Raw genomic sequence first — 19,707 nt, 5'->3', positions numbered from 1 at the left:
AGCGCTGCGCCGAGGACCGTCTACCTCAAGTTCGCGCATCGCCGTTTTTTACCTGCATAGGCTGAAGAGCGCCAACTCACTCGATCACGATCCTCACCGCGCGCGACGCGACCGGCGCGAGCGCGAGGCGCGCCTGGATGCGATGTCTGCCGGGCGTCATCGGCCAGAATACGGTTTCGTCCGCCTGCGCCGTGGCGAAGGGCTCGCCGTCGATCGTCCAGACGATTTGCGCATCCTTGTCCGTCGGCGCGAGCTTCAACGCGAGCCGGTTGAGCCGATCCGGCTGCTCGGGGTTTCGCCAGATATGCGTGTTGTGTTCCGGCGTCGCGATGACGAGCGGCGCGGCGCCGTCCGTCTGCGAATAGGACGATTCATCCACGCTCGCCCGCTGCGCGGGACTCGCGTGCACGTCTTGAGCGTCCCGCATTTCCGCCGGCTTCACCCATTCGCGCAGCGTTTGCGCGCAGTCGCCCTCGGTCCCGGCGCGGCAGAGGTCGATGGCGATTCGTCCCGGCGGCGGCGTGAATGTCTCGGGCGTGATCTCTCCAGGCTTGGCGTCATGCAGCTTGGCGAGCACGGCATGGGCGAGCCGGGCCGCCGACGACACGCCGGTCATCGCCCGCATCGCGCCGGCGTCGCCGCGCCCGATCCACACGCCGACAATAAATTTATGCGAAAAGGCGATCGTCCAGGCGTCGCGATAGGCTTGCGACGTGCCGGTCTTCACGGCGACGGCGAAAGGATATTCGAGCGGTCCGTAACGCGGAAAAGAGGGCAGTCGCGCCTGCGGATCGGCGAGCATTGAAGTGACGAGCCGCGCGCTATCGACCGACAATACGCGCCGCGGCGGGCGTCGCGCTGCATCTCGCGTGAACGCAAGCTCGCGCATCATCCCATCGTCGGCGAGCGCCGCATAGCCGCGCATCACATCTTCGAGCCTGGTCGGCAGCGCGCCGATCGCCATCGAAATGCCGAAACTCTCCGCCGGCGTTTCGAGATCATGCAGGCCGAGATCGCGCAGGAAATTGAAATTCGCTTCAAGCCCGACGCGGCGCAGCAGATTGGTCGCCGGCACATTGCGGGAGTTGGCGAGCGCCTGACGCGGTGTCAGCGGCCCGAGATAGAGCCCGTCGGCGTTGGATACGCCAGACGCGCCTTCCGGAATGTCGTTGAGGAGATCCGTCGTCCCGAGAACGCCAAGCTCGAAGGCCAGCGCATAGATGAAGGGCTTCAAGGTCGAGCCGGGCGAACGCCGCACGCGGGTGAAATCGAAGGCGCCCGCCTGCGGATCGCTATAGTCCGTTGAGCCGACATCGGCGATGACGGCGTTGGTTCCGCGTTCGACGACCATCACAGCGACCTGCCGCGCGCCGCGGCTGCGGAAATTCGAAAGATAGCGCCGCGCAAGATGCAGGGCGTCGCGTTCGACGTCGAGATCGATCGTTGCGTTGATGCGCCGGTCGTCGTCCGCGACGGGCCGCGCCAGGCCTTCGCGCGCGAGCGCTTCGTAACGCAGCGCGAGATGCAACGCCTCCGGACGGCGTTTGGCGTCGAGCGACCGCATATGATCGAGTTCCGCGCGGGCCAGCGCCGCCTGCGTAGCGTCGAGCGCTCCTTCGTCTTCAAGCCGCGCGATGGCGCGTCGCGCCCGCGCCGCCGCCAATGCGAGGCCGCTCTCGCGCGTGATGTTCATCCGGCCCGGCGACTGCGGAATGGCGGCGAGCAAAGCGGCCTGCGCCCAGGAGAGATCGTCGACCGGCCTGTCGAAATAGAACCGCGCGGCATAGGCGACGCCATGACCGTTCAGCCCATATGGCGCGAGCCGCAAATAATGCGCGAGCGTCGCCTCATGGCCGCTGCGCGCGACGATGGCGAGCGCGGTCGCGGCCTGCATCAGCTTTTCGGTCAATGAGCGCGGCCGTTCGGTCTGCATGCGCGCGACCTGCATGGCGATCGTCGAGGCGCCTTCGCGTCTGCCGCGTGATGTGAAATTGCGCCATGCGGCGCGTGTGAGCGCGCGGAGATCGACGCCGGGATGGGCGTAGAAGCGGCGGTCTTCGAGCGCGAGCGTCGCTTGCGCGATTTTCTGCGGGATGGTTTTCAGCGGCCAATAGCCGTAATCGACGCGCAGCTTCCCCGTCGCGGGGTCGCTCGTCTTCTCGCCGATTTGGGTGAGGAAGGCGCCGTTGCGGTCGTAAACGATCGAGCTGGCGCGCGGAGCGACAAGTCCGGCGCGCGACAGCGCCTCATGCGAAAGCCATGCGGCGCAGGCGACGAATGCGGCAACGAGAACTAATACAATTCCGCGCGCCAACCCTCTCCCTTTGGGAGAGGGTGGCTGCGGAGCAGCCGGGAGAGGGGTTACGACGTTTGAAGACATGCTGTTACGTCAAACCTACAAAGATTGCTGCCCCTCGCCCCGGACCCGCGGTCCGACCCTCTCCCTTTGGGAGAAGGTTTCGCGCGCTTCCCTAGGCGGGAGGGGGCTGTCCGCTACTTCCCGATCTCCACTCTCGCGCCCGCGCTGGTTGCGCGAAGGCCCTTCTTATACATCGCCTCGACCAGCGCCGGCGGCTGCGTATAGGCGCCCGCCGTCTGCGCGCGCAGGCGAAAGGCGAAGCGGTAGGTTCCCTTCGGCAGCGAATCATAAGCGTAGAACAAGCGGTCGTCGCCAAACGAAACCCAACTCGGCTGCAGCGTCGGCGCGAACGAGGGCTGTGCTTCCGCAGGCGCCGTGGCGATATTGGGATTGAGCGGCTCGTAGCCGGCGGCGAGCGGGATCGAAATCGCGACATGGGTGCGATCCTCGGGATTGACCACTTCCGCCGTCTCCTCGATCACATCGCCTTGCGTCACGTGCAGGGCGCCGTCGCTCAAATCGATTTTCTCGGGCGCCTTGCCGCTGTCGATTCGCCAGGTCTGTCTCGTGATCGCAAAGCCATCGCTCGTCGGTTGCGCCTTGGCGCCAGGCTCGACCGGCATGTAACTGGTCTCGATCATCGCGACGAGCGGCGCGTTGGAGCCGTTGACGATTTTGAGCGGCGCGTCGCTCTTCGTCACATGCCGCGCCACTGGATTATCGGCGTCGAGCGTCAGCGCCTGATCCTTGCCGCCCTCGTTGAAACTCACGGCGATCGGCGTGACCGGCCGCCGCCAACCTTCGGCGAGCGCTTCGATTGCGGCGGCGTCGGCGTTGGTCGTTCCCCAGCCGTCGCCGTCGCCAAGTCGCAGCAGCGCGTCGCGCAGCGCATTGGCGCGCGGATCGCCCGAGGCGGAAAGCGCCGCGGCGCGGGTCATCTCGGCGATGCTGCGAGTCTCGGAAGGCAGAATGAACGGCGATGCGCTTTCCGCCGCCTGTCCCATATAGACCTGAACGCCATTGCGGCTGGCAAATTTCACCCTGCTCCACATCGTATCGATCAGCGAAGCAAGCGCGCGCTGATCGACATTGGGCAGACGCGCGGCGGCCGAGGCCATCTGCGCGACGCTGATATTGGGCAAAAAGTCGGCGCGCCGCGCAAATTCCGCGACATAGGACTCGTCGAGCTTGCCGCCCTCGGCGAGCGCCGAAAGCGCCTCGACGCGTTCGCGCAATTCATCGCCCGACATCAGCCGCGGATAGTCGGAGCGCAATGACAATTTCAGAATATTGGCGAGGCGATCGAGCAGCGTCTTGTCGATCGGCTCGCCGGCGCGTTCGGCCCGCGCCAGGAAATCATAGGCCCAGGCGGTGAGCGAAACCGTGCCGCGCGAACGCGGCCAGAAGGCGACGAGTCCATCGGCGTCGATCGACTGATCGACGATCTGCGCCGTCGATTTTACATTGGCGGAGACGCGATCTTCGAGCCCCGCGGCCGCAAGAATCGGCCCGAAGCTTTTCAGCGCCAGCCCGCCGCGCGCGAGCGACAGGCGTTGCTCGGTGCAGCCGTAAGGATATTCGACCAGAGCATTCAATCCGGCGATGAGTTTTATGAGCGAAGGATCGGCGGCGACGATCGTCTCGCGCGAGAAACTGCCCGGCCGCGAAGTTTCGCCGGAAGGCGCGATCATCCTGGTTTCGCCCGGCGCGATCTCGACCAGTTCGAAACGCCGCGTCGCCTCGCGGTCCTCTTTCACCGGCATTGTGATTTCGACCGCATCCTTCGCATGATCTGCGTCGCGCTCGATGCGAAAACCAAGCGTCGCCTGGCCGGCAAGCGCGGCCGGCGCTTGCGCGCGCAGATCGACGCGCACAGGCTTATTCTGCGTCCAGTCGATCTTGCGGCTCGTATCGCCTGAAAGCGTCAGCGCCGGCGCCGAAATCGACGCCTTGCCGGCGCCGCCGGGTCCTTCAACGATGCGCGCGACAAGGCCGATGTCGAAAGAATCGTCCGGCCGAATGAAGCGCGGCAGCGCCGGCTGCGCGACCAGCGCCTGACGGATCAGCATTTCGCCGCCCGCCGCGCCGAAGCGGTCGGGCCCGCTTACCGCCTTGGCGCGCAGCTTGAATATGGTCAGCGTGTCGGGAAGCAGCACCTTGATTTTGGCGACGCCGTCGGGCCCGATCTTCACGCTCGGCAGATAGATCGGCACCGGCGTAAAATTCTTGCGCACGGAGATGTTGTTCTCGGCGCCCCATTCCTGCAACTCGTCGCCGTCGCCGCCGGCGATCTCTTCGAGCGGAATGACGCCAAAGGCCATATTGCGCGTGTCGCGCGCCGCCATCTTGGTTTCGCGCTCGACGATGAAGTCGGGCAGGGGATCGAGCGGCCGTTCCTTGGCGAGCGACAGCACCGCCTGATCGACCATCCAGAATGTCGCTTCGCCGGAGAGCGGCTTGCCGGCGTCGTCGGAAAGCCGCAGCGCCACTTCGATCGTCTCGCCTGGGCGCGCCTTCGTCGGATGTTCGAGCTTCAAATTGACGATGTTCTTTATCGGCGTCACTTCGATCCATTTGGTCGCCGCGATGGTGACGGGCTTGCCCTGGTCGAATGTCGTCGTCGGCTGCGGCGGCGCATCCTTCAACCGTCCGCGCATGATGAGGAAATGCACGGCGAGCTTCGGCATCTGTTCTTTCTTCACCGCCAGCGCATAGCGGCCGTAGCCATTGGCGATGTCGACGAACTGATAGTCGTAGACGCCGCCGGGCTGTTCGACGATGGCGAGCGCGCGCGCATTCTGGAACGGCGACTGGATGATGAGCGTCGCGGTCTCGCCCGGCGCATATTTGTCCTTGTCGGTATTGATCGTCGCGGATTCGGCTGGCGGCCGCGCGAAAGTGACCGGCGTGTCGCCGCCGACGAAGAAGTCGACGCTCACCTGTTGCCGGCGCTTCAGCCGGTCATAGGCCTCGAGCTGCACGAGATAGACGCCGGCGTCGCGCGTCTGCAAGTCGATTTTCTGCGCCTCCTTGGCGCTCGTCAGTTTGCGCTCGATGAGCACTTCGTCCTGCGCCTGGGTGACGTATTTAGCGGCGCCTTGCGCAAAGTCCGACGCCTGCAGCGTCGAAATCCAGTTGCGCTTGATGAGCCGCAGCGTCATTTCGAGGCCGACGACCGAATCGCCCTTGCCGTCGATGGCGATGAGCTCCGGCGCAATGGCGCCGGGACGTTCGACATAGCGCGGCGTCTTCACGCCGAGCACGAAAGGCGGCAACGCGATGACGTTCTGCACATTGCGCACTTCTATGCCGTCGTCGCCCGTCACCGTCGCTTCGATCGAATAGCGGCGCGGCTGCGCGGTCGGCTCGATCGTCGTGTCGAAGGTCATGCGGGCGGCGCCGCCGGCGTCGGTGCGCTGATCGCGCTCCAGCACAGCGGTCGACTTGAATTTGCCGTCGCCCGAGAAACGCGCGTCGGTCGAAAACAGAAAGCCCTCGCGGCCCGGCGGCGTGAAGACATGCGGAAATTGCGCGGCGCGCCATTTGACCGGCCGATCCGCAGCAAGCCCGCCGGCGAAATAGCGGGCGAGAAGATCGACGTCGAAGGTTCCGTCGAGCGCCACGGTCTGCGGGGCGTTGAGCACGACTTCGAACGTCGGCAGACGATAGGCTTCTTTCTTGAACGAGAACTGGCCGCAGGAAATGTCCTGAGCGGGTTCGACCGCTTCGCTCTCTCCTTCGGCGGCTTCTTGCGTATCGTCCTTGGTCCCCGCCTGCTTGGCTTTTTTCGGCGCATCGGGTTCGAACCTTGCCGAATAATCGCCGGTCGCCTGAGTCTGCGCGTCGAATTTGTGATAGAAGCCGCCGGCGGCGTCGAGCTTCACCGGAATGCGCCATTCCTGATTGCCAGGGCCGGCGACGACAAGCGTTCCGCCGGTCTTGGTCAGACTCAGCGCGCCGCCGCGATAGCTGCGCACGAAGCCCTTGATATGCGCGCTTTCCTCCGGCCGGTAGATCGGCCGCTCGGAGAAGAGATGGCACAGCGTGCGCGGCTTTTCGGCGCGCGGCTGATTCGCTTCGCTGGTCCAGGCGAGCCATTCCGATTCCGGCTTCGACCAGATTTCATGCGAATATTCCGAAGGCGCGCTGTTAGGGTCGATGACCAGCGTGTCGAGACCTTTGGTCACAATGACGCGGCGCGCTTCGGAACCGCCGCGCTTATCCGGCGTCCAGGAATAGAAGCCCGAGGCGTCGGTTGCTCCGCTCGCGAGCGTGACGAATTTTTCGTCCTTGATCCCTTCAATGCGAATCTGCGCATTGCCGACCGGCTGCGTCGTCGCGAGCGAGGTGACGGCGAAACGCACCCGCGTCGGCTCTTCGATCGCCGACAGCGAGAGATCGGTGATCTGCACGCGCAGCCAGCGGCGCTTGTCGTCATCGACGGCGCGCAGGCCGATAAGATAGGTCCCCGGCTGATCGCGGCCCGAGATTTTGGCGAAATCCTCCTTAAGATCGACGCCGAATTTCGCGTCGGGTCCGTTGCGGCGGATTGGCAGATCGACAAGCCGCGACACCGCCGGCGAGCCGAGCCACTTGATCCGTTCCTTGATCGCGTCGGCCTCGATGTTCGCGCTCTCGCTCCACGCCTTCGGCTCATTGCCGGGTAGGGGCGGGGCGTCGGAGTCGCTGGTTTCGACGCCACGCGCCGGGAAGGGGAAGAAATCGCGCGACAGCGGATCGATGGCATGGATGCGGATGTCGGCGCGGTCATAGCCGCGGCTGCGCAGCGGCAGGAGCTGTGGACCGAGCCGTTCGGCGACTCCATAGCCGGCGTCCCACTGCAGCGCGGGGACGTCGCGCGTGAAGGCGAAGCGCTGCGTGAAACTGCTCGCGAGCGCGCGCCCTTGCGAGTCTTTCAGCGCGCCCTGCGCGATGGAGAGTTCGTAAACTTGATCCGACAGGAATTTGGCGACGATTCGCAGCCGCCTGCCGTCGGTCTCGACGGCAAGATCGTCGACCGGCGGCGTAATCCGCAGCGTTTCGCGCGCTCGCAAAATGTCGAGCGCTTCGGGTGTCGCATTGAAGGAGAGCGCGAGCTGCCGCTTGCTCGCCGGCGCATAGGGGATGGCGGCCGCGCTCGCTTCGTCTTCGTCGCTGCTCTCCGGCGACATGAGATAGGACGCGCAGCGCAGAACGTTTTCGCCGCGATCGTCGCTCCAGCCGCGCCCGCAGCTCGCTTCCGTCGCGGCGAAGGGCGGCGCGGTGCGCAGCCGCAATTCATAGGTCTGGTCGTCCAAGCCGGCTTCGTCGGAAAGACGCAGCCGCAGGATGGCGACGCGCCCGTCCGCGATCCGCTCGCGGAACCGAATGACGTAAGTCTGTTCCTCGGCGCGTTCGCCGCGCTCCAGCGCGCGGATGTCATAGGCCGAGGCGTCGAGCATTTGCCCGCCTTGCGGCGATACGCCGGGCGACGGACGAATTTCGATCGAGAGCAGCCGCGCGAGCGCCGCGACATCGACCGGCTCGGCGAAGGTGAGCGCGATTTGCGTGAGTTCGAGTTGCGGATCGGCGCCCTCGGCGGGATTGGTCGAGCGCGGCGTCGGCAGCAGCGCGACGAGTTTGGTCTCCGCCGAACCGAGCTTCACCTCGACGCGCGACAGCGGCTTCCAGGCGCCGGCGGGACGAAACTGCAGCGCGCGCGGACCAAGCCAGCGCCATTCGCCGGCGGGCTGCGGAATCATCGCCACATATTTTTGCGGCTCATCCTCCGCGCCGCCGTTCTTTGGTCCGATCTCGTTCGCAAAGAAGACCGTCACCGGATCATAGGCGCGCAGGAATCGATCCGGCGCGACGCGCGCGCCATCGGCGCGTTGCGCATGGTCGAAAATCGGCGGCGCTTCGGCGCGCAGCGGCGCCGTCGCCGCGAGAAGCGCGCAGAAAGAGAGAAGCAGAAGTCTTTTCATCGCAGCGCCTTTCGAACTCATTGCGTCTTGCTCTTCTTCATGCCGACCTTGTCGAGCAGCTCGGCGACAATGTCGGCCGGCGGGGCGTTGACGGGCGGCGACAGGCCGACGATCGCCGCGCGGATCGTCGTCGCCGGCGCGTCGGCCGGCGTTCGCGCCTCGAGGAAATAGCGGCCGGGCGAAAGCTTCATCGTCTGCGCGACGCCGTCGCCGAGCGTCTTGCCTTGCGCATCGAAGAGCCGCGCGCTCACACGGTCCGGCTCGGCGCGCACGCCGAGACCGACATCGCGCGCATCCTTGACCTCGAAACTGAAAATCGCGCTGGCGCCGGGCGAAACCGCCACCGAATCATTCACGCCCTCATGCGCCTCGATGACGGGCTGAGTCGAAATATCGAGCGTTCCGGAGAGCGTCCCTTCATAGGGCGCGTAAATGTCCATCGTCGCTTCGCCCGGCGTCATGTAGCGATAAAGGTCGACGCCATTGGCGAAGGTGAATGTCTCGCGCCTGCTGTTCTGCATGAAGCCGACGATCGCGGGCGCGCCGCCGCTCGCTTTCAACAGCGATGGCTTGTCGCTCTTGATCGAAAAGCGCATCGCAGCGCCTTCAAGCGCCACGCGCTGCGGCAGGTTGAGCATGCGCGCGGCAGGCGCGGGCCAGGGCGAAACGCCGGCGCGCTCGATCCAGAAGGCGACGAGGCCAGGACCGTGATCGATGATCGCTTCGCCGGCGCCGTCGAGCGCGATGCTGTCGCCGTGCGAAACCCTTCCGCTGTTCGATATCACCGTCGCCTGCGCGCCGCTGACGATCAGCCTGTCGTTCTTTTGCGCATTGAGCGGCAGCGAAATTTGCCCCGCAGCCGGGAAGAAACGGGTGAAGGCGCGGGTCGCGTCGAGCTGCCGGCTTTCGCCGGTCTCGCGCGCGATGCGCGCCGGCAACGGCGCTTGCGTCAGATTGACCAGAAGCGCGCGCGATTTGACGCCGTGCAGAATGCGCGACATCGCGGCGCCGTCGCCAAAGACGGCGCGCGGCTGCGCGAAGGCGGCGAGCCCGCCGGCAAGGTCGAGCTCAAGCGGACCGGCGGCTTCATCGATATCGACCGGCTGCGCGCTCATCGGCGGAATTAAGCCAGAGAACAGCGCGCCGCCTTTCACTACCGGCCGAGTCTCGACATCGATTGCATTCAGCGCGATGCGCATCGGCGCGCTCCCTTCAGCGTTCCAAAGTTCGAGCGGCGAGTCGCCGGCAAGCGTCAACGCCGCGCCCTTCGCCACGCCGATGCCTCGGCCGCCGTCGAGCGCCGGCTGCGCAAAGGCCGAGCGCGCGAGCCACAATCGCTGCTTGCCGGCGGACGGCGCGAAGGGAATGAGATGGGCGCGCTCGCCCTCGCCGATGTCGAGTGAAATTTCGGCGCCTTTCCAGTCGAAGGCGGCGACGCCGAAGCGCGAGGCGCAGTCGCCGCGGCTCATCAACCACAAATCCTGCGCTTGCGGGGCGAGTGTTCCTGCGCGCGTCGCGCGCAACAGGGCGCCAGGCGTCGAGCCGGCGGCGATGTTTTGCTGCGTTTCAAGCGTCACGAGCGAAGCGTCGGGCGTCGCGACTTTGCCGACGCAGATTCCAGCGAGTCCGTCGACCGGCGCCAAAGTCATTTCGCCGAATTTTCGCGCGCGGCGTTCGACGGTCCGGGCGGCAAGCGCAATTGGCGCATCGCCGCCGCCGAGCGCCCAGACGATTGCGCGCAATTGCCCGTCGCCGGCCGCAGGCCAGGCGGCGACCGGCGCAGGTCCGCGCTCGACGCCGGTCGCGCGCCAGTTGCCGTCGGCGTCGCGCTTTTCGATCGATATCGCGGTCTCGCCGTCCGAGCGCGCCGCGACCAGCGCAAGAGTTCCGGCGGGGGCAGGCGCGAGGGAGAGAACATGCGCGCCGGCGCCGCTCAGCGTCTTCTCGCCCGAAAACGTCAGCGCGCCGTCATCGTTTTCGTCGAGCAGTGACAGGCGCAGCTCGACGCCGCTGAGCGGCGCGTCCTCATTCGACGCCGCCGCTTCTTCGCCGGCGCCCTCTTCATCGCTGGAAGCTTCTTCGGTTTCCTCGCTTGCCGCTTCTTCGGCCTGCGCCGGCGCGCTCGGCTCGGCGCCAAGTCGTTCAAGCTCCAGGCGGTAGGCTCCGGCGGGCAGGCGCCGCGACAGTGCGACGTTCCAATCGTCTGTGCGCGGCTGCAGACGTTCGATCACATTGCCGTCGCCGTCTTTCAATGCGCCGATGGTTTCGATGTCGCCGAAACTCGACAGATCGACGATGCTGTCCTTCGCCAGCGAAAAGTCGAGTCGCGTCGGCGGTTCAATCACGCGCGGCGCGTCGGGCTGCAATTGCGGCGAGTCGAGCGCAATCTCATAGTCGAGACGGTCGTCATGGGCGAGGCTGCGCGCCTCGACCCGATAATCGCCCGCCGAGAGCTTCGACTTGAAAGGTCTGTCCGAAGCGAGTTTGCCGACGCTTTCGCTTTCGCCTTTGACAATCTCGCCGACCATGCCGTCGCCGATCGAAAGTTCGATGTCGGAATCGCCATGGAGCGTGAAGCGCCAAACGTCCGGCGCGCGCGTCGCGTCGCGGGCCTGCGGCTCGCGCCATTGCAGTCGCTGCGCCTTGCCGAAGGGCAGGGGATGCGGACCATGGCCGTCGAGCGGCTTCTCGGCGACGACAGGCGTCAATCGCGCCGTCATCCGCGCTTCGACATCCCTCGGCATGACGACCAGCCGATAGGCGCCCTTCTCGAATCGCCGCGTCAGCCGCTGCATCTCGCCGGGCGCCGCCAGCGGCCAGCCGTCGGCGTCCTCGAGTCGCGCGCGCCACTTTTGCTTGAGGCCGAGAAGCTCGATGCGATAGTCGCCGTCGCTGGCGATTTCGATCGGTACGATCGCGCCCTTGCCTGAATCGAGCGTGGCCCGCGCAACGCCGGCATCGACGAGTTTCGCCGTCGGCGCGAGGATTGCAGGCGTTACGGCGAGACCGAGATGTCCGGATGACTCCTTCGCCGTCACCGCCGCGCGATAGGCGCCGGCGCGCAGAAAGGCGGCGACCAGCGCATTGGCGCCGGGGCCGTTGGCTTCGCCTTCGCCGAGATGTGGCGAGACAGTCGCGCCGATTCGCAGCGCGGTCTTCATGCGCCCGAGCGTTTCGACCCGGTAGAGCCCGCCTTGCGCAACGTCGAAGCGCAGACGCTTCGTCTCGTCGCGCGCAAGATCGAAAAAAGCCGGCCGCGCGACTGTCGCCGAAAGCGTCATTGGCGCCGGCTTGCCCGGCTCTTCGAGTTTCGCTGGCGCCGCTTCCGGAACGAAGACGAGCCCGAGCGCGCGCGATTTTTCCGGCGCCGCGATCCTTATTGTCGCGAGACGCTGTTCGTTCTCTGCGCTTTGATCGGCGAGCGTCAGCGCGACATCGGCGCCATGGGCGTCGCGCGCCATGACCTTGCCGGATTTGGGAAGCCGCGCCGGCAGCGCAATGTCCTTGCCCGCCTCCTGCCAGATCGCCAAGGGCGCCTTGTCGAGTTCGACGGGAAGCGCGACGACGCGCGGCCCGGTCAGAAGTTGCGGCGCGACATTCGCGAGGATCAGATAGGAGCCATCTCGTTCGAGCGTCTGCGTCCCGAAGGAAATCGTTGGGCGCGACGCCGCCGGCGCGGGCGCAGACGCCGACAGTCCGGGTGGGCCGAGAGTCACGTCGATGACGCCGCCCGCTTCGCCTTTCGGCGTGAGATTGAGAAAATAATAGCCGGCTTGCAGGTCGTAACGCGTCGAATCTTTGCCGTCCGCGCGCGCCGCCAGCGCGCCAATCGCCGGTTCGATCGAGGCGTCGACTTTCACACCCTTCGCGTCGATCGCCACCGGCCCGTCGCGCGTGACTTCGAACAAGATCGACGTCGGCCCGAACAGATTGAATTTTCCGCGCCACGCTTTGCCGGCGCCAATGCGTGGCGCTTCTGATGAGATGACCCGCGTCTTGCCGTCTTTTTCGATCCGCGCGAAGAGCGCTGTCGCCGGGGCGTCGTCGCCGCCGTCTCCGGCGAGATCGACGCTGATGAGATGCGGTCCCGACGCTTCGAAAGTTTCGTGGTCCGACTGACGCAGGCCGCGCAGCGTGAACGCCTGGCCCTCATAGCCGGAGACTTCAAGGCGCGCATTAGTCTTGCCGTCTGCGGCAAGCCGGACATTCGCCGAGGACGCGCGGCTGTTCTTCGAGATCGTCGTGACTTCTTTCGATTCATTGCGCCGCGCTTCGAGCCGCGCCGGCGTCGTTTGCGCAAGGTCGAGACGGAATGCGTCATAGCTTGCCGGCGCGTCGAAACGCTCGGCGCCGAAGGGACCGATCACGCCCTCGGCGACGCCGGCGGCGAGCAGCGCCGGCGCTTCAAGCCGCAGCAGGAAGGGCTGCGCCGAATCGCCTTGCGCCCAGACGAGTTTCTCGCCGCCATAGGCGGTGACGACATAGCGGCCGGGCTCCAGCGCGCCTTCGAGACGCAGCCGGTTCATCGCGCGGCCCGGCTTGGTTTCGACCGTCTCTTGGGTAAAGTCGAGATCGACGAGTTCGCCGTCGCTGCGCCAGACCCGCAGATCATTGAGCGCGCGGCCGATCGCCTCGAGATTGACGCGAGCTTCCGGGCCAACCTCGAAGGCGTAGGAGCGCTGCTGCAGATCGCCAAGTTCGCCGCTTTGAATGCGTCCCGGCGCGAGCGTCGGCTTCGCGGCGTCGGCTTCGTTGAAAGGCAGAGCGGCAAGCGCGATCTTGCCGCTCGCGCCTTTGACGCCAAAGACCCGCAGCTTGTAGACGCCCTTGTCGAGCAGCGCGTCGATCCGACCGTCGCGCAGTCCCGGCGCGCCGCTCGAATCGAGCGGGCCGGCGATCATGTCGACAAGTTCGATGCGTGCGCCCGACGGGCTTTTTGACCGGATCGAATAGCGGCCGGGCGCGGGAATGGTCAGCAGGCTCGCGCCGTCGCGATCCGCCGGCAGTTCGTTTGGCGCAAAGCTGATCGCGCTTGGCTTCGCTTTCGTCTCGGCGACGGCGACGGCGCCTTGCGCGACGCGCCACAAGGGCGCCGCGAAATAGGCCGCGCCGGCGACGAGAAGAGACAAGGCGATCCGCCGGATGAGGGCGCCGCAGGCCAGTCGGGAACCCATTGAAAAGCTGGCGGCGCGACCAGTTTCGAGCAAAGGCCGCGCGTCCCGACCTGGGCGAAAGCCGAGCGCCTCCCGCCGCGCCGACGATTTTTTCATGCCGCTCTCTCACATGCTTATTTGGCCGACCCCATTTGGAGCCGGCGGGATTATCTTTTAGTCTAGCTTTCGCGCCCGGGGATTTGCGGAAGCGCACAGCAACCGGAATATCGGCATGCGTCGGTCACTCTTTGCCTTGGTGCTTTTTTCTGCGCTCATATCTGGTGAGCAGGCGGCGGCGATCAAGTTGACGCTAGCCTATCCGGCGGTGCTGCGCGCCGGTCCGGAGGAACATTATGCGGCGATTGGGACGGCGGCGGCGGGAACGGAAGTCAAAATCTTACGCGATGATCCAAGCTGGACGCGCATCGCCGTCGACAACAGGCGATATTTCGTCGCGACTCCCGAACTCGTGTTCATGTCGTCGCGGGTCACCGAGACGTCGGGCTGCGATTTTGGCTATCCCTATTCGGGCAGCACGCAATATTTCGCCTGGCCGCTGACGGAACTGCGTCACAGCGCGCCCTTTGGGTCGCTGTTTGGCTATCACAACCGGTTTCCCTGCTAAGTCCCACGCCTCAAGGCTTTGGGCGATCGGTCAATGTTTCGAGAAAGGCGACGATCGCGTCGATCTCCTTTTCGGAGAGCCGCGGCTTTTCCCCCAGCTTGCGGTCATAGGGGACTTCCTCGACATTGACATTGTCATGGGCGGAGGCGGGCAGATCGTCGAATTTTTGCGGCTTGCCGCGCTGGTCTTTTGGGTACCAGCGGCCCGGATCAGTATCTCGCGTCGCGTAAAAGGCGACGACGTCGCGCAGTTTGTCGAAGACGCCATTATGCAGATAGGGGCCGGTCACGGCGATGTTGCGCAGCGTCGGGACCTTGAAGGCGCCGCAGACGCTCTCGACCTTGAAGTCCGCCGGCGCCGCCTCGGCGAGTCCGGCGCGCGCGCAGAGGCCGAGGTCGGGATTCTTTGCGCTGGGAATCGCGCTGTTCTTGGGACCGCCGAGCGCGTCATAAGTGAAATCGGTGAACAGCCAATCCTCGGGATTTCGCGACTCTTCCTTGCCGGCGTGGCAGGCGAGACAATTGCCCTTCTTCTTGTCCTTGAACAGTTCGAAGCCCTTCTTCTCAAGCGCCGTCAGCTGCGCCTCGCCGCGCAGATAGTCGTCGAATTTCGAGGCGAAGGGATGAAAGCGCGCGGTTCCTTCGAAAGCGACGATGGCTTGCGCCAGCTTCTCGAAGGCGGCGTCCGGATCGGCGAAAACCTTCTCGCCGTAAACTTGGCGCGCAAGGTCGGCGTAAGCGCCGTCGCGCACCGCTTCGACGACGAAGCGTTTTGACGGCGCGTTCATCTCGAGCGGATCGAAGATCGGGCCTTCGATCTGGGCGAGGAGATCGCGCGCGCGGCCGTCGAAAAACTGTCCGCCCGCCGGAATTTTTTCGACCTTGCCGGTCTCCTCGTCCTTGTCGTCGATGAAGGCGAAGGGCGGCGCGTAGGACGCATACATGATCGAGGGCGTGTTGCGCTTGCCGAGCGACGTCGGCAGCGAGCCGCGCGCGAGCGCGGGCACGCTCGAACCATTATTGCCCTGGAAAGCTTTCGCGGCGTCATGGCAGGAGGCGCAGGAGACGCCCGCCGGACTGGAAAGATTCACATCTTCGAAAACGCGTTTGCCGAGAAGCTCCAGTGGCGTGAGGCCGCGCTCGTCCGGCGCGACCGCGCCCGATGGCGCGGTTTGCGCGCAGAGCGCCGAGCCGAGCAATGAGAAGGCGGCGCAAAGCGCCGCCCGGCGCGCTTTGCTTAAGCCGTATAGGGTCACTTGAAGCAGTCCGCCGGTAAAGGAAAACGCGTTCCCCGCGCCACGGGCATTTAGAAATCGCCGAGCGCCAAGGTCAATTTCAGTAATTTGGATTACTTCCAGCAAGGGCGCGGATTAGTGTCGCATCTTGCCCGGCGGCCGGCGAAAACAGCCATCCGAGTTCGTATAAGTTATTGATAATCAATATATTATGGCCAAGCGCAACCAATCGGCCCAGAACAGCCACATTTTTGCGTTTGTTTCCGCCCGGATGGTGTGACCGCGCGCGACTCGTCGAGGAGTTCCTGGCGCGCGGCAACGAAAGGGTTCTGGCATGATGGATATCGGCGACGACAAGGAGCTGATGGCTGAATTTGCCGAGTTTAAAGAGTTGCTGCGTCGTGACTTGGGCCAGGCGCCGCCGTTGGAGCCGGCGACCAGGATCGCGGATCAGACCGCTCATGAGCGCTCCGATGTGGCGATCAGACCGGGGCCGTCGCCTCAGGCGCCGCGCGCCGAGGAGTCCTGGAGCGCTAATTATGCGACGGAAGAGGAATTCGAGGACGAGCCCGAGGACGAACGCGAGGGCGGACGCCGCGCGCTGTTCTTCGCCGCGGCGGCGATCGTCATCATCGGACTCGCCGCCTTGACCTGGGTCCTCGGGCCGTGGGGCGGCGACCCGAGCGAGGACCCGGCGCTGGCCACGGCGCCGCCTCTGGCCGCGCCGGACGCCGCCACGCCGGCTGCCGAAAGCGCCGCGACGCAACCGCAGGACGCCGCGCCGATGGAGCCCACCACCGCGCCGCCGCTCAAGGAAAGCGCGAAAGCGCCAGCCGAGCCGGTCGAGGCCGCGCCGCCGGCCGCCACGGCGTCCGAGGAGCCTGCCGGACCCGCCGAAAGCCAGTCCGAGACTGCGGCCGACGCCGCTTCGCCGGCGGTAGGATCGATGGGCACATCCATTCCCGTGCCCGCCGCGGCCGGTGTTGCGCCGAAGCTCGCCCCGCTGCCGACGGCCGCGGCGCCGGCTGCCGCCCCCGCCGCCGAGCTGTCGCCGCCGACCGTCGCCGCAGCGCCGTCGGCCGCCGATCCCGCCGAGCCGGCTCCGCCGCCGGTAGCGGTCGCGCCGCCAAAGGCCGTTGCGCCGGCGAAAGCGGTCGCGCCGGAGCCGCCGCAAGCGGCGGCGCCCTCGGCGCCCGTTTCGGAGCCGCCGGCCGCCGCGGCTGAGACGACAAGGGCGCCGAAGCCGGCGCCGCGCGTGAAAACCGCAAAGCCGAAGAAGCCCGCGACGAGACCGGTCGCGAGCCGTCCGGCGCCCGCCACGGCCGAGCCGCTCGCCGTCGCCGCGCCGGAACCGCCGCCTCCGCCGCCGCCTGCGCCGGCGAGCGATGGCCCGCTGGGCTTCGTCAAACGTTCGGTCAATGCGGTCGGATCGGCGATCGGCGGCATCGTGCGCTGACCCAGGCATAGCCCAATCGGAAACGCCGGCGCCTCCCGCGCCGGCGTTTTCTTTTGGCGTGGTCTTTGCCAAACGCTCTAGCCTGTGACTTTATCGCAGAAATTGAGCGCGACGCGTTTCGACGGACCGGAGAGCGACTGGCATGGCCAAACCCACCCAAGCTGACGCAGAAGCGGCCGTGCGGGTTCTCATCGAATGGGCGGGGGACGACCCCAATCGCGAAGGGCTGATCGACACGCCGGAGCGGGTGGCGCGCTCCTATCGCGAGCTCTTCTCCGGCTATGACGTCGATCCGCGCGATTATCTCAAGCGCACCTTCGACGAGGTCGGCGGCTATGACGAACTCGTGGTCCTAAAGGACATTCGCGTCGTCAGCTTCTGCGAGCACCATCTGCTGCCGGTGACCGGCCGCGCCCATGTCGGCTATCTGCCCAACAAGCGCGTCGTCGGCATATCGAAGCTTGCGCGCGTCGTGCACGGCTTCGCCCGCCGGCTGCAGATTCAGGAAAAGCTCACCGCCGAAATCGCCGAGGCGATCCAGGACATTCTGGAGCCGCAGGGCGTCGGCGTCGTCATCGAGGCGGAGCACAGCTGCATGACGCTGCGCGGGGTCAACACCACCGGCTCGCTCCTGACGACGAGCCGGCTGCTCGGCGTCATCCGCGACGACCCGCGCACCCGCGAGGAATTCCTCGGCATGGTGCATGGGAAGTGAGCTCGTCGTGAGCAGCGGCTTGACGCGCGGTCAAAGCAACGCCCCGCCGTTGGCATAACGGCGGGGCGCTTTTTTTCATGTGACGCATGTCAGGGCGGGCAAAGAGCGAGTGACCTCGCCCTTTCGCGATGATCAGTGATGAGTGCTGTCCCGATCGTCTCCGAGCGCGCTGTCCAGGCTCTGGACGCGAGCGTCGCGCGTCGAGAGCGGCGCGAGATGGAAACGCAGCTCGATCAGTTTGAGAATAGAAGTCGTGTCATGCGCGACGTGATCGATTCTCGACCGCTGCATTTTTTTCGAGATCAGGATCGTCGGAATGCGCGTGCCCGGCCCCCAAACGTCGTAAGGTCCGATCTGGTTGGCGGCCGACGGCGGCGGGACGTGGTCCCAAGCGCCGCCGAACTCGTCGTAAGTGATGATGATCAGCGTATCATGACCATTCGGCCCCTCGACGATCGCCTTCACCAGATCGACGAGATGGTTGCTGCCTCCGGTCTCGCTCGTATAGCCGGGGTGCTCATTCTCGGCGCCGAGGGGCTTGACGAAGCTAACTTCCGGGAGGCGTCCGCGCTTCGCCGCGTCGAAAAATTCCGCCTCGTCGCGCAAATGATCGGCGCGCGCGGTCGTTCCCGGCGCATAGGCCGCGAAATAATTGAACGGGTGGTGATGGAACTGGAACAGCCTGTCGGGGCAGTTCGGAAACGTCGCCGCCGTATTGGCTTTGGGGTCTGCGCAGGACGGACCTGCGCCGTTCGTCCAGCCCAATGCGTTCTTGTCGCCATTGGCGTTTGACCATCCGCCCGCAAACCACGCCCAATTGACTTGACGCGCCGACAGACGATCGCCGATCGTCGCGTTGGTGAGCGGGGGCAGACGCTTGGCGTCGGCGGTTCCCGGCGAATAGGGCTGGTAGAAAGGCTGGATCGTGTTGATTGCGTAGTCGCCGCAAACCACGCCCGCCGGCGTCGCCGGACGGCCGTTCGGCGGATTGCAGGAGGCGGTGAGCTGCGCATCCTTCGCCGTCGCCCCGAGGGGGCTCGTATAAAGCGGCGTGCTTGTCGGCATGCCGTTCACGTCGACCACGGAGTGGAAATCGGTCGAACCCGCGTCATTCGCCGCGCCGGCGAAGACCGGGGTCGTCGCCGCGATCAGCCATTGATGATTGAGGAAGGAGCCGCCGAAAGCCGCCTGAAAGAAATTATCGGCGATGACATAATTCGGCGCGCGCGGGCCACGCAGATATTTGTACAGCGGCAGCTGGGTGGTGTCGTAGTAGCCCATCGCGAGCCCCACGGCGTCGCTGCCCGTCACATAGCGGTTTTGTTTGCCGCCGTTGATCTGGAACTGCTCATTGTAAAATCGATGCACCAGATCGCGGGTGCAGCCGCCGGGCAGTCCCGCGCCTTTCAGGAAGCCATTCGCAGAGAAGGCTCCGTACGGGTTCGGACAGGTTGTATCGGTTGATGCGATGTAAGAGTCGATTTTGAACGGGGCGTTGCCGAAAGCGCTAACGAAAGGCGTCGCGCCGGTCGAATCCGTGCATTTCGTCGCCAAGGGCGTGGGCGAGGTCAGGTTGACGTCGTTCTGCAGCAGACAGTGATACAAGGTCGCATTATTGTCGAAACGCGCCTGCTTCGTATGCCAGAAATCCGCGAAGGGAAGGCCGTTAACCTGCTTCCCATTCACCGCGCCCCAGAGGCCGTAGAGATTATCGAAACTGTGATTTTCCTGGTATATGACAACAATATGGTCGTAATCATAAAGCGAGTCGGCGCGAGCGCCGCTCGAAGCCACACAGAACGCCGCAAACGCCACAAGGCTTCCCAAGCTTTTCTTGAGCAGCATCTCCCGCCCCCATTTGGTTGATGGCAGGCTTGTGCTTAGCTTGGCTAAATTTCGTATTGATGACCTGTCGATGACGGATTGAACAAAGCTCTCGCGACTTCTGGATGAGGGCGTTTGAGAGAGTCTGGGCGGATGGCTGAACCCGAGTTTTCCGGTTCATCGCAACCGTCAAGGAGCGAAAAGCGGGAAATCCGATGCTCAGAAATCGTCGTCTGAATGGCTTGTGAGAGAGAGGCGCGGCGCGGCGCGCCGAGCGCTGGCGTCGGTTCGGACGCGGCTCAAATCCTGCGCGAACAAAAAAAAAATTCAAACGCGTCACGATTCAAGATCGACATTCGCAACGTGAACTGACCGTCA

General features: G+C 65.3%; 8 protein-coding genes. 3 read left to right on the top strand and 5 right to left on the bottom strand.

The features are described 5' to 3' along the window. Nucleotides 1–76: 76 nt before the first annotated feature. The 3 genes from U1E20_RS10430 to U1E20_RS10420 all read right to left on the bottom strand — a co-directional run bounded on the left by U1E20_RS10430 (nt 77) and on the right by U1E20_RS10420 (nt 13,451). On the bottom strand, nt 77–2,380 hold the full coding sequence (locus tag U1E20_RS10430; protein ID WP_409980540.1) for a transglycosylase domain-containing protein: 2,304 nt from the start codon (nt 2,378–2,380) through the stop codon (nt 77–79). Between the two features lie 113 nt (nt 2,381–2,493). After that, nucleotides 2,494–8,343, bottom strand: a complete 5,850-nt coding sequence (locus U1E20_RS10425) for an alpha-2-macroglobulin family protein (protein WP_409980539.1) — start codon at nt 8,341–8,343, stop codon at nt 2,494–2,496. Further along, a complete protein-coding gene (locus U1E20_RS10420) occupies nt 8,340–13,451 on the bottom strand; it encodes a hypothetical protein (RefSeq protein WP_409980538.1) in 5,112 nt (1,703 codons plus the stop codon). The genes U1E20_RS10425 and U1E20_RS10420 overlap by 4 nt, the downstream gene beginning before the upstream one ends. Nucleotides 13,452–13,779: 328 nt before the next feature. Between U1E20_RS10420 and U1E20_RS10415 the strand changes: the two genes are divergently transcribed. Next, complete coding sequence (locus U1E20_RS10415; protein ID WP_409980537.1) at nt 13,780–14,100, top strand: SH3 domain-containing protein; 321 nt, start codon at nt 13,780–13,782, stop codon at nt 14,098–14,100. A gap of 10 nt (nt 14,101–14,110) precedes the next feature. Here the strand turns inward: U1E20_RS10415 and U1E20_RS10410 are convergent, their stop codons facing one another. Further along, entirely contained in the window at nt 14,111–15,355 is a 1,245-nt protein-coding gene (locus U1E20_RS10410) for a cytochrome-c peroxidase (RefSeq protein WP_409980536.1), read from the bottom strand. Between the two features lie 313 nt (nt 15,356–15,668). On the opposite strand from U1E20_RS10410, the gene U1E20_RS10405 reads away from it, so the two are divergent. Both U1E20_RS10405 and folE read left to right on the top strand, forming a co-directional pair. After that, entirely contained in the window at nt 15,669–16,790 is a 1,122-nt protein-coding gene (locus U1E20_RS10405) for a hypothetical protein (protein WP_409980535.1), read from the top strand. 142 nt (nt 16,791–16,932) lie between these two features. Continuing rightward, on the top strand, nt 16,933–17,505 hold the full coding sequence (folE, locus tag U1E20_RS10400; RefSeq protein ID WP_409980534.1) for a GTP cyclohydrolase I FolE: 573 nt from the start codon (nt 16,933–16,935) through the stop codon (nt 17,503–17,505). 132 nt (nt 17,506–17,637) lie between these two features. On the opposite strand, the gene U1E20_RS10395 is transcribed toward folE, so the two are convergent. Further along, on the bottom strand, nt 17,638–19,350 hold the full coding sequence (locus tag U1E20_RS10395) for an alkaline phosphatase family protein (protein ID WP_409980533.1): 1,713 nt from the start codon (nt 19,348–19,350) through the stop codon (nt 17,638–17,640). Nucleotides 19,351–19,707 lie beyond the last annotated feature (357 nt).

Origin of the sequence: Methylocystis sp., assembly GCF_046349115.1 — a bacterium.
GTDB lineage: Bacteria > Pseudomonadota > Alphaproteobacteria > Rhizobiales > Beijerinckiaceae > Methylocystis.
The sequence above is the reverse complement of the archived record's forward strand: the minus strand, read 5'-3'. Positions and strand labels throughout refer to the sequence as shown.

Coding starts and splice junctions, on each gene's coding strand:
- U1E20_RS10430 (WP_409980540.1), bottom strand. CDS start 2,380: ATGTCTTCAAACGTCGTAACCCCTCTCCCGGCTGCTCCGCAGCCACCC.
- U1E20_RS10425 (WP_409980539.1), bottom strand. CDS start 8,343: ATGAGTTCGAAAGGCGCTGCGATGAAAAGACTTCTGCTTCTCTCTTTC.
- U1E20_RS10405 (WP_409980535.1), top strand. CDS start 15,669: ATGATGGATATCGGCGACGACAAGGAGCTGATGGCTGAATTTGCCGAG.
- folE (WP_409980534.1), top strand. CDS start 16,933: ATGGCCAAACCCACCCAAGCTGACGCAGAAGCGGCCGTGCGGGTTCTC.
- U1E20_RS10395 (WP_409980533.1), bottom strand. CDS start 19,350: ATGCTGCTCAAGAAAAGCTTGGGAAGCCTTGTGGCGTTTGCGGCGTTC.